This window comes from Acidobacteriota bacterium, from assembly GCA_018001935.1.
Taxonomy (GTDB): domain Bacteria; phylum Acidobacteriota; class JAAYUB01; order JAAYUB01; family JAAYUB01; genus JAGNHB01.
In genome coordinates this window covers 1-11,649 of sequence record JAGNHB010000050.1, presented here as the reverse complement: position 1 = coordinate 11,649, position 11,649 = coordinate 1, and the positions used below count along the sequence as shown (strand labels likewise).

Below are 11,649 nucleotides of genomic sequence, written 5' to 3'. Positions count from 1 at the left end.
CGGTCGCCCTTTTTTTTTGCATGAACGACGTGGAAAATCGTTGCTTGGGGGGGCACGTTTCCCCCGCCCCGCGCGCCGCCGTAATTCAATCTCGGCCCGGATCAACCTCTTGGCCGGCGGCGCGCGGGGCGAAAACATATTAAAATTCCCGCCGGTTCTACACAGATTCATCCCCTGACGGGGATGAAGACCGCCCAATCCAATTAGATCCCGAACGTCAAACCGCGACCCCGAACCCCGTCAGGGGTTCTATTTGTGTAGAACCCCTTCCTCAGACCGCACCCCGAACCCCGTCAGGGGTTCAATCTGAATGGACCGATGGGCAGTGCGGCGCGCAGACCATCGGAGTGACGAGGGGGAATGTCCTGGGGGGTGCGCCGAGCGGGGGAATTCTGAACGTGCCTCCGTGCTTTGGTGCGAGACATTCCGGAAGGTCAATCCCGGAGGCGCGGCGATACGGAGAAGGCGATCTTTCACGGCCCTTGGCCGCATCAGAGGCTGTCCGTTTTCTTTGCGGGCTTGGCGCCTTGGCGAGATCAGATTCCGGATCGGCTCTCGCCAAGGCGCCAAGTTCGCAAAGGGATTCCCCCTTTTCCCGGTTCCGGCTTTGCAAGGTTTGGCGGCTGGGTGTCTTTGCGAGAGGGTGAGACCGTCTGCTTTGTTATCTCATCGTCCTCGTGAAATTTTGTGAAGACATCCCGGAACCAATTGGAAGGGAGGACGTCTTTCATGGTAGAATCCGGTTTCGACCGGCTGGAGGTTTCATGAACATCACCGCTTTGAACCGACGCGTCCTGTACTCCGCGTGCACCCTCGTCCTCGCCCTCGCCGCCGACGCTTTCGCGAAGGGCCCCGACCCGACCGCCCAGGTCCTCGCCCGCGCCGAGGCCTTCTGGCAACTGCGGCTCGACGGACGCATGGAGAGCGCCTACGACATGCTGACGGAGTCGTCCAAACAGGATTACACGTTCCGGCGTTTCTCCCGGATCCAGAACGTCACCGTTCAACAGGTGAACGACATCGCCGTGGAAATGGACGCGGCGAACGACAAGCACGCGGTCGTGCGCGTCAAGTACGACGGGGCCACCATGGGGCAGGCCCTCAACGGCATGAGCGCTTCGCAGAACTGGTACTTCGAGCGGGGGGACTGGTACCTGGAGTACGAGGTCCCGAACCCCTTCGTCGGGGTGTCCATTCCGGCGCCCGCCGCCAACACTCCCCCGGCGGACCCCTCCGTCACGACCCGGAAGAAGAACATCCCGCGGACCACCGGCGCCAAGACCCCCGAAAGCGGGGCGGCCCCCGCGGAGACGTCCGCCGCGGCCCCGCCCAAGACCACGGCGACCCCGGTCAGGCGTCGCATGGGCCCCCGTCCCGCCAGCGAGTCCATGACCGTCACACCCACGCCGACACCGGCGCCCCCTCCGGCTCCCTGACCGCCGAACCGCCGGGGGGGGGGAACCCGGAAGACCCTCGACCGACGGCAGGGCGGGGCCGGATCCCTTTCCAGCGGCACGGACCGACCAGCAAAGATTAGACCAACGTTTCCCGGCCTGCGGGGGTAATCTCAGGTGATGCGTCCGGAAAAAGTCGATAACACCACGAAGAACGCAGAGAAAACAAAGAAAACACAGAAAAAAAAGAGGGACATCCCCGCACAAGGTCTTTTTGCGACGCATCCGGAAGGATGAGCCTGCAACGCATGGAAATCAAGGATTACGGACTCTCTCTGCTTGTCTTTGAGTACTTGGGCCCCCTGGCGCATCTATAATGCAGGGGAGGACCGCGCGGGGGACGGGACAACCGGGTCCGGGCGGAGAGCCGGCCTTGATTTGAAACCACCGGAGAGGAAGAACATCGTGAAAGATCGAATACCCGGAAGGGAGAAGGTTGCGCGGACCGCACCTGGAGTTCGCCGGTACCTGATGCTGACGGTCCTGGTCACCGCCGGGTGGCTTCCCGTCGTCGCCGCCGGCCCGGTGAGGGGGTGGGTCGTCCGGGCGGAATACCCCGTGCCGGAAGCGGCGCCCGCAACGACCGATCCGGTGTACTGGGTCTTCACGGTCATGGAGACCCGGTCGGGCGAGTCCGGGGTCGAGTGGAAAATCCGGCTCGCGGACCGGGATGGGCGGGCCCTGGCGCGCGCGGAGTTCTGGTACCGGCCGGGGCAGCGCGAATTGTCCGAGCTGCGCTGCTGGGAGTGGCGGAAAGGCCGGTGGCTGGAAGCGAACCCGGCCATCTCCACGGTCGGCAACGCCCGGCTGCTCTTCAGCGGCGCCCTCCCTCTGGACCTGATGGGCGACGTCCCCCTGGCGACGGCGGCCCGGGAACGGACCGTGACCCTGCGGGACGGCGGGGGGGATTGGTGTTTCGCCCGTGAATTCCAGATCCGGGAGGAGAGGCGGCCCGGCCCGGTGAACGAGCCGGACGACCTGTTCAGGAGCGGCGGACCACTCCGGGAGACGGTCCTCACCGACTCCCGGGACCCCGGCCGGTCCTGGCGTTTCCTCCAGGCGGAAGGGGCCCCCTGGTGGTCCCGCTGCGAGACGCCCCGCTTCCGGGCCGAGTTGGTCTCCGTGGAACGGGGTGAGTAGGATGCGCAATATTTCTTTCTCCCCTCTCCTCCCCCCTCCGCCGATCTCATCGGTATCGGTATCGGTATCGGTATCGCAATCGGTATCGGTATCGCTATCGCAATCGGTATCGCAATCGGTATCGCAATCGCGATCGCAATCGCAATCGCAATCGCGATCGGTCTCGCCCTCGCCCTCGCCCTCCCCCGAAAACGCCTCGCCTGCGCCCGCCACGGCGGGGGCGAGAGCGAGGGCGACTGCGACTGCGACGGCGACTGCGATTGCGACAGCGACTGCGATACCGATACCGATACCGACCCCGATGAGGGTTTTGGCCGGGTTGATTTTAGCCCTGTTGATGAGCTGCACGGGGGTCCTGGGGGACGGGCACGAGGAGGCCGCCACCACCACCCCGGTGTGGAGCACCTACTGGTACCCCTTCCGGGACGGGACCCTGGCGACGGGAAAGGCCTGCTTCGGCGAACCGGGGGGCGACAGCTACTGGGAGGACTGGACCGGGGGCTTCGCCCCGTTCGAGAAGCTCTCCGGCGCCCTGGGCGCCGACCCGAGGGGGAACCTCTACAACTGGGAGTACCGGAACCACTACGACCCCCTGGCCCTCGACTGGTACGGGCACTGCAACGGTTTCGCCGCGGCCTCGTCCATCGAGCCCGAGCCTGCCGGGTACGGCGAGATGCAGCGCATCTATTTCCGCCTCGGCGACAAGAAGGCGATCCTCTGCGAGGCGCACCAGAACGACGGCGCGGTCATGTTCGGGACCCGCTATACGGGGGGCGCGGGGGAGGACAAGAGCGACATCCGCCCGGACCTTTTCCACAAGACGCTTCGTCACTACATCCTGGAACTGGACAAGCCCATCCTGGTCGAAACCGACCCGGACGTCCAGATCTGGAACTACCCCTGCTACCGCTACGTGACCGACTGGGTGGACAACGGCGCCACCCGGCACGTCACCACCACCATCTACCTGGCCCTGGACGGGGTCTCGCCCGACACGGCCGGGGTCGTCTACCAGGATTACACCTACACTTACGACCTGACGATGAGCGGGGGGGAGATCGTGTCGGGGACCTGGACGGGCGGTTCCGTGGACAACCACCCCGACTTCCTCTGGGAGGCCGTGTCCGTCCAGAGCGGCAACCCCTACCTCGACACCGCGCAGGCCCGCCTGATCGCCGGCCTCTCCCCGGCCGCCTCCCTGGAGGACGACCTCTACGAGCCCAACAACGCCCAGGGGGAAGCCGTCGAGGCTCCGTACGACGTCCTGTTCGGCCGCCTCCTGAACGAGGACTGGTTCAAGGTCCCGGTGGAGACCGGGGAGAGCCTCTCCGTGGAGATCCACCCGGAGAAGCTGGGTGTTTCGGTCACCGCGAGCCTTCACCGCGAGAGCGGCGAGGTCATCGGTTCGGCGGCCCAGGGGGAGGCCCCGTTCACGCTCACGTCCGGTTTCCTCGGGACGACGGGGTGGGTGTGGCTGCGCCTGGTCCCGGCGTCCGCGCAGACCAACCGCCGGAATTACCAGGTGATCGTCCAGCGGACCGGGAACGTGGCCACCATGCCGCACGTCGCCAACGCCTGCGAGTGGACCTCCCGTCTCTTCCTCTTCAACCCGGGCCCCGCGGCGTCCGATCTCTACTTCCACTTCTACGAGACCTCCGGGAGCGGGGCCCTCCACAAGACCTACCCCGCCACGCTGGGCAGCCTGTCGGCGCACCAGTTCGTCAGCGGTCCCATCGCGTCCTTCTTTTCGACCTTCGACACCGACTGCGCCCGGTGGATGAACATCCGCTCCGCCGGGCCCCTCGAGGGTCACGTTCTCTTCACGGCGGACGGGGAGCGGAACCTGGCCGGCGTCCGGCTCCAGGACACGCCCGCCACCACGCTCCACTTCAACCACCTGGCCGTGGACACCCTCTGGTGGACGGGCATCGCCGTGGTCAACGTCGACACCCGTCACGCCGCCACCCTCACCCTCCGGCCCTACACGGCCGACGGGGCTTCCTACCCCGCCGACGTGGTCACCGTCAACCTGCCCCCCGGGGAGCGCCTGATTTCGATGCTGTCCCAGCTCTTCTCCGCCGAAGCCCTCGGGCGGGCGTCGTGGATCAAGGTGGAGGCGGACCGGCCCGTGACGGGTTTCGAGCTCTTCGGCACCCAGGACCTCGGGATGTGCGAGGGGATCCCGCTGCAGAACGCGGGGGAGAAGGAACTCTACGCGCCCTGGGTGCCGGACCCCGCCGGGGGATGGTGGACCGGGATGACCCTGGTCAACGCCGGCACGTCCCAGTCGGTGGTGAAGATCTGGCCGTTCACGGCGGACGGCATCTACGCCATCCCCCCGCCGTACTACAAGCAGGTCACCGTCCTCGGCCGGCGCAAGTACGCCGTCATGCTGGACCAGCTCTTCCCGCAGTTGATGGGCGGGCCCGTCGCCTACGTCGCGATCGAGGCCACCAACCCGGTGACCGGTTTCGTGCTGTACGGCAATTTCACCCAGAACCTCCTCTCGGGCTACCCGTTCGCCGGTGCGGGCGAGTTCCGGCAGGCCGGGGCCTTCGGCGCCGTGGACGGTGCGTGGCTCGTCTTCAACAACGCCCGGGGCGACGACCCCGCCGTGGTGACCCTCGAGGCTTTCGACGCGGCCGGCACGAAGGTGGCCACGGCCCCGCCCCTGACCGTGCCCGCGGTGTCGTTGGTCCGGACGACGCCCCAGGCGGCCTTCGCCGGCGCGCTGCCCGCGGAGTGGTCCTGGATCGTCTGGAAGAGCGACCGGGCCGTCCTGGCCGGGGAGGACCTGGTCCAAAGCAACCGGGGGACGTATGTTTTCTCGACCGGTTACACGGACTGAGCGACCGCGCTTGCACCGTTTCCGCCCCCGGGGGCGGTGAGGTTTTTTCCCTTCCGAATCCGGATGGATTTTGTTACAATATAGTTTATGGCGTTTCGCAATGGAGGTAGACCATGAAAACCAGGGGACAGACGTTTCGCTTCCTGACCGGGGCGGTTTTCGTTCTGTTGTCGTTTGCCGGGTTGTTCGGCCAGGTGACGCCGATCAATTCCATGTCGAAGATCTTCTTCGCCGACGTCAACGGGGACGATCTCCTGGACCTGATCCACGGGAACTACGAGAAGCTGGAAGTCTTCTTCAACAAGGGGACCGCCTCCGCCCCGTCCTACACCACCGTCGATCGGGCGATCACCATCTCCCCGACCCTGGACCGGATCTCGGGGACCTTCGCCGACATCCACTTCAACGGGAAGATGGACATCTTCTACGGCACCGAGCGCGGCGCCGTGGGCTGGATCACCAACACCGGCACGGCGGCGTCCCCGACCTGGACCAATGTCGTCTACCAGGGGACCTCTTCGAGTACCTTCCTCGGGATCTGGCGTGACCCTTACATCAACATGGTCTCCTTCATCGACCTCGACGGCGACGGCGACCTTGACTTCGTAGTCAACGACGCCGACAGCCAGCTCTGGTACTACATGAACCAGGACCGGGAGACGGACGGGTGGGTCGACGGGAAGAGCAACGGGGGTGAAGTCACCTTCACGGCCCTGGGCTATTACGCCCGGCCGTTGACGTCCTGCGGGGGCGCTTCCGGGCGCCATTCCTGGACAGACTGGACGGGAGACGGGAAGTTCGACCTGCTCTCTGGCGACAATCTGGCGGACGCCCTTCGCTGCTACACCAACACGGGATCGCCCTCGGCCCCCTCCTTCAGTTCGGGCACGGTCCTCAACGGCGTCATCACCGGGACCTACTTCTCGACCTACACCGAGGACTTCACCGGGGACGGGTTCCTGGACCTCTATTACGCCAACTACCAGGGGACCTTCACCATGCTGGGCGCCGCCAACCGCAGCGGGAGCGACGTGGACACGCTGGCCCCCTCCCTGGCCGCGGACGGGCTGACCAAGCACGCGGTGCAGTCCACCTCCATCACCCTGAAGTGGCCCCGGGTCTACGACGCGGCCCCCGCCGGCGGCTCCCTCTACCGGTCGGGCGTGAAGTACTATGCCCTGTACCGGTCCACCGAGGGGCCCGACTTCACCCCGGGGCCGGGCAACCTGCTCTGGAAACACTACCAGTTCCCCCACTGGTGCGACTACACCCCCGAGTTCGCCGCCGGCGACAAGTTCAAGGTGGAGAGCAACCAGTTCTACTACTACGACGCCTCCGTCACGCCCGGCCAGACCTACTGCTACAAGCTCCAGGCGGCCGACTACGCCGGGAACGCCGTGACCACCAGCGCGGTCAGCCAGACCTTCGACGCGCCGTACTTCGATTCCGTCCAGGTCCAGGTCTCCCCCGCCAACACCCCCAACGCCACGACCCTGACGGTGACCACCCTCGACCAGTACGGCAGCCCCTTCCCCATCACCGACAACGGGGCGCCGAACGTGATCCTCAAGGTCTACCAGGGCGAGCCCCCGGCGGAAGCCCCCTACACCCTCATCGACCCGTCGACCCTGGCCGACCTGACCAACCAGACCTTCACCGCCCAGTCCACCTTCACGAACGCCGCGACCATCGCCACCGAGCCCTGCATCGCCTTCAAGGTGCACGCCTCCGCCACCCACTGGGTCGACCCCTCCACCAGCGTCAACAAGACGGCGCTCTCAGCCACGGTGACCATCGACCGGGCCGCCCCGCCCCGGCCGGCCACCCTCTCGGTGATCGCCTCGACGTACACCTCCATCCAGCTCGGGTGGAGCACCGCCACCGACACCTGCCAGGCCGTGGCGAGCTACAAGCTGTACGCCAAGGGGCCCGGGCAGAGTTCCTACTCGGTCATCTACACGGGGACCGCCCTGAGCTACGTCTACCCGGTGTCACCCTGCCAGAGTTACAAGTTCTACGTGACCGCCGTCGACACGGCCGGCAACGAGTCCTCCGTCCCCGACCCCGAAGCCGTCGCCCTCACGGCGTCGCCGCAGAACGACACGACGCCCCCCTCGACGCCGGGCTACTTCCAGGCTTACTACATCAACAACGAAAACCAGGTGTTGATGACCTGGGACCCGGCCAGCGACTCGGGCAGCGGCATCGACAAGTACGAGATTCACAAGAAGACCAACCCGTCCGGTTTCTTCAATTTCCTGGTTTTCCAGGGTTCGAGCAGCAGCGGCTACACCGACACCCAGTCCTACCCGGGCAACGCCATCTGGTACCGGATCCGGGCCATCGACAAGTGCGGGAACGTGTCCGACTGGCTCGAGGTGGAGGTGAACACCGCCACCGACTCCACGCCGCCCACGGTCCCCACGGGGCTGAACGGGACCCCGACCACCACCACCGTCTCCCTGACCTGGAACCCCTCCACGGATTCGGGCTCCGGCCTGCGCGCCTACCGGGTCTACCGCAACGGGTCGGGGAGCTACCTCGCGGAGACCGCCGCCACCAACTACGTCAACTCGGGGCTCTCGCCGAACACCCTGTACAACTACCAGGTCAGCGCCATCGACTACGCCGGCAACGAGTCGGCGAAGTGCGCGTCCGTCCCGGTGACCACCCTGCCGTCCGGGCCGACGAAGCCCAACCCCCCCACGAACCTGAACTCCTCGGACGTTCAGCCCACCAGCCTGACCCTGAACTGGACCGCCTCCGTCCCCAACGGCGTCACCATCGCCAACTACCGCGTCTACAGCCACGCCTCCCTGGACTCCCCGGACGGCAGCGGCACCCTGGTGGCCACGGTCTCGGGATCGACGACCAGCACCGCCATGATGGGGCTCACCTCCGGGCTGACCTACTACTACACCGTCAAGGCCGTGTCGTCCGGCGCCGTGGAATCGGACCCCTCCAACCGCCTGCCGGTCACCCCCACCGACGTCCTGACGCCGAGCGTGCCGGGGAACTTCCGGGTCACCGCCATCGGCAGCAGCACCGTCGGGCTGGCCTGGGACGCCTCGACCCCGTCCTCCGGGGTGACCTACACCGTCTGCATCGGGAAGTCCCTCTTCGGCAGCTACTACTGCTACGAGCTGGTCACCACCACGACCTCCCTCTCGTGCACGGCCACGGGGCTGCAGTCCAACAAGCTCTACGAGTTCATCATCAAGGCCGTGGGGCCCACGATGCTCGAGTCCGCCTACTCGGCGCCGCTCCAGGCCACGACCCTCTCGCCGGACAGCGAGGCGCCCACCGTGCCCGGCAACCTCCAGGGGATCTCGCCCGACACCACCACGGTCAACCTGAGCTGGAGCGCGTCCACGGACAACGTGGGCGGGTCCGGGCTGGACGGCTACAAGGTCTACCGGAACAGCGTCTGCATCACCAAGGTGAGCACGACCAACTACTCCGACACCGGGCTCCAGGAAGGGACCCAGTACAACTACGGCGTCAGCGCCGTCGACCTGGCGGGGAACGAGTCCACCAAGGCCACCGTCAGCGTCACCACGCTGTCGCCGGACACCACCGCGCCCTCGGTCCCCGGCAACCTGCAGGGCGTGCCGGTGGACACCACCCACATCAGCCTGTCGTGGACCGCGTCCACGGACAACGCCGGCGGCAGCGGGGTGGACGGCTACAAGATCTACCGGGACGGGGTCTACCTGACCAAGGTCCTGGTGACGAACTTCATCGACTCCGGCCTCCTCGAGGACTCCCTGTACTCCTACACGGTCAGCGCCATCGACTTTGCCGGCAACGAGTCCGCCCAGACCACCGCGCTCCCGGTGCGGACCGCCTCCTCGAAGAGATCGCTCTACGGCGCCCACATCGTGAACCTCACCGACTGGTACAGCCGGGTCACCCTGGCCAACGTCGGGACCCTGGACAACCCCATCGACCTGTACGCCTACAACAGCAACGGGGCCGAACTCCAGAAGGTGACCGTCCCCTCGCTGGCGGCCAAGGCTGTCTACGACGCCGACGTGTCGGCCATCTTCAACGCCTCGGTCTTCGCGCCGGGGAACGACGTCTGGCTCAAGGTGGCCAGCGCGTCCAAGCTCAAGGGGGTCGTCACCTTCGGGACGAAGGACAACCAGGCGGTGACGACGATCCCCATGTTCGAGACGGGGGCGTCCGACCTGATCTTCCCGTACGTGTACATGTCGGACCTCTTCCTGACGGGCCTCACCCTGATCAACACCGGCACCTACCCGGCCACCGTGACGCTGATGGCTTACTCGGAGTCGGGGGTCCTGCTCAGCACCGTTCAGATCGAGATCACCCCGGGCAACAAGTACGTTCGCCTGGTCAACCAGGTCTTCCCGGCCGTGAGCGACCCCAACCAGATCCGCTTCGTCAAGCTGGCCTCCACCCAGCCGCTCATCGGTTTCGAACTCTTCGGCTCCATGGTCAGCAAGGGGTGGGCGGGCCTCCCGGCCTTCTCCCCCTCGGTCCGCCTCTTCAAAACCCAGACCCCGCCTGAGGAAGGGGAGGGGGAAGGGGAACCGACCCCCGAGGGCATCCCGGCGACCCCCACGGGCTTCTCCGCGGCGGCGATCTCGGCCACGCAGGTGTACCTGTCCTGGAACCCCAACACCGAGCCGGATTTCCACCACTACGAGGTGCTCAGCAACAACACCCCCATCCCGTCCCTCATCGCCACCACCACCGTCAACAACTACACCGTGTCGGGGTTGCTCCCGGAGACCACGTACCGCTACTCGCTCAAGGCCGTCAACGCCACCGGCGACAAGTCCAGTTCCACGGCCACCGTCCCGGTGACCACCCTGGCCACCGGCCAGACGGACTTCCCCTTCAAGGTCTACTACAACGAGATCCCCGACACCGCCACCTACTTCACCGGCATCACCTTCTCCAACATCGGCAGCTCGCCGACCAACGTCCACCTCGACCTGTTCGACAAGAACGGCGTCAAGCTCGGTGAGAAGGACCTGTCGAACCTGGCCCCGCTGTCCCAGGCCACGTACGACATCCGGTACTTCTTCAACAACCAGCTTCCGGCGGGGGCGGCCTACCTGAAGGTCGGGGCCATGGAGCGAATCCTCGGCTTCGAGTTGTACGTCACCGACGCGGGCGCCACGGGGGTCCCCTACATGTTCGAGGGCATCATCGGGGTGTCCCTGGGGTCCACCAAGCTGGACTTCCCCCTGGTGCGGGACGGGGCGGAGTGGCAGAGCCGTCTGCGCATCTGCAACCCCAACCCCTCGGCCGCGACCGTGACGCTCAAGGCGTACGGTTCCGACGGCACGGAGAAGGGAAGCGTCGACACCGTCATCCCCGCCCACGGCAAACTGGACCAGGTGGTCAACGACGTCTACCCGACGACGGTGACCGACATCGCGTGGATCACGGCGACCTCGGACAAGTCGCTGATCGGCGATCTCTTCATCGTGGCGGCCGACCTGAGCCGGCTGATCTCCTACGTGGCGCTGGACGGTTCCAGCGACTGACCCGGACCGAAGCCGGTAACCCGTACCGCGGCCCTCCCGGGCCGCGGTCTTTTTTTGTGCCCTCGGCGGCCCGGGCTTCCCGTTCCCCTTGGCGACCTTGGCGCCTTTGCGAGATCCAATCCGGATCGGTCTCGCCAAGGCGCAAAGCTCGCCAAGGAAGACGAGATTTTTTTGCAAATATAGCATCGCCCAAGGGTTGCCGATCCCCTCCCCGGATTCTCCGTGTGCTCAGTGCCTTGGCGAGAGCCCTTCCGGAAGGGCTCACACGGAGGCACGGGGGCACGGAGAAAACGCTCCTTCATCATCCGATGCGGCGGCCCGGGCTTCCCGTTCCCCTTGGCGACCTTGGCGCCTTTGCGAGATCCAATCCGGATCGGTCTCGCCAAGGCGCAAAGCTCGCCAAGGAAGACGAGATTTTTTTGCAAATATAGCATCGCCCATGGGTTGCCGATCCCCTCACCGGGCTCTCCGTGTGCTCAGTACCCTGGTGAGAGCCCTTCCGGAAGGGCTCACACGGAGGCACGGAGGCACGGAGAAGACGCTCTTTCGTCATCCCGTGTCTCCGCACCGGTGAGGGAGAAGGCCAAGAGCAACGGTCAGGGATTGGGCCAGCCCCATCCGCGGAGAGGCGGTAATAAACTCTATAGCCCGGCCTCTAAAGAAGGCTTTATTCTATAGAAAGAAA

Annotated in this window: 4 protein-coding genes; all 4 read left to right on the top strand. The window is 65.9% G+C overall.

Translation table 11 applies throughout. From position 1 onward, the window contains the following. Window positions 1-764 precede the first annotated feature (764 nt). Window positions 765-1,436 (top strand): hypothetical protein, encoded by a 672-nt coding sequence (locus KA419_16095; GenBank protein MBP7867455.1) that lies wholly within the window; start codon window positions 765-767, stop codon window positions 1,434-1,436. A 423-nt stretch (window positions 1,437-1,859) separates the two neighbouring features. Continuing rightward, on the top strand, window positions 1,860-2,594 hold the full coding sequence (locus tag KA419_16090) for a hypothetical protein (GenBank protein ID MBP7867454.1): 735 nt from the start codon (window positions 1,860-1,862) through the stop codon (window positions 2,592-2,594). 301 nt (window positions 2,595-2,895) lie between these two features. After that, the gene (locus KA419_16085; GenBank protein ID MBP7867453.1) at window positions 2,896-5,442 is read left to right on the top strand and encodes a hypothetical protein; all 2,547 of its coding nucleotides are present in this window, start codon (window positions 2,896-2,898) and stop codon (window positions 5,440-5,442) included. A 113-nt stretch (window positions 5,443-5,555) separates the two neighbouring features. Next, entirely contained in the window at window positions 5,556-10,964 is a 5,409-nt protein-coding gene (locus KA419_16080; GenBank protein MBP7867452.1) for a fibronectin type III domain-containing protein, read from the top strand. Window positions 10,965-11,649 lie beyond the last annotated feature (685 nt).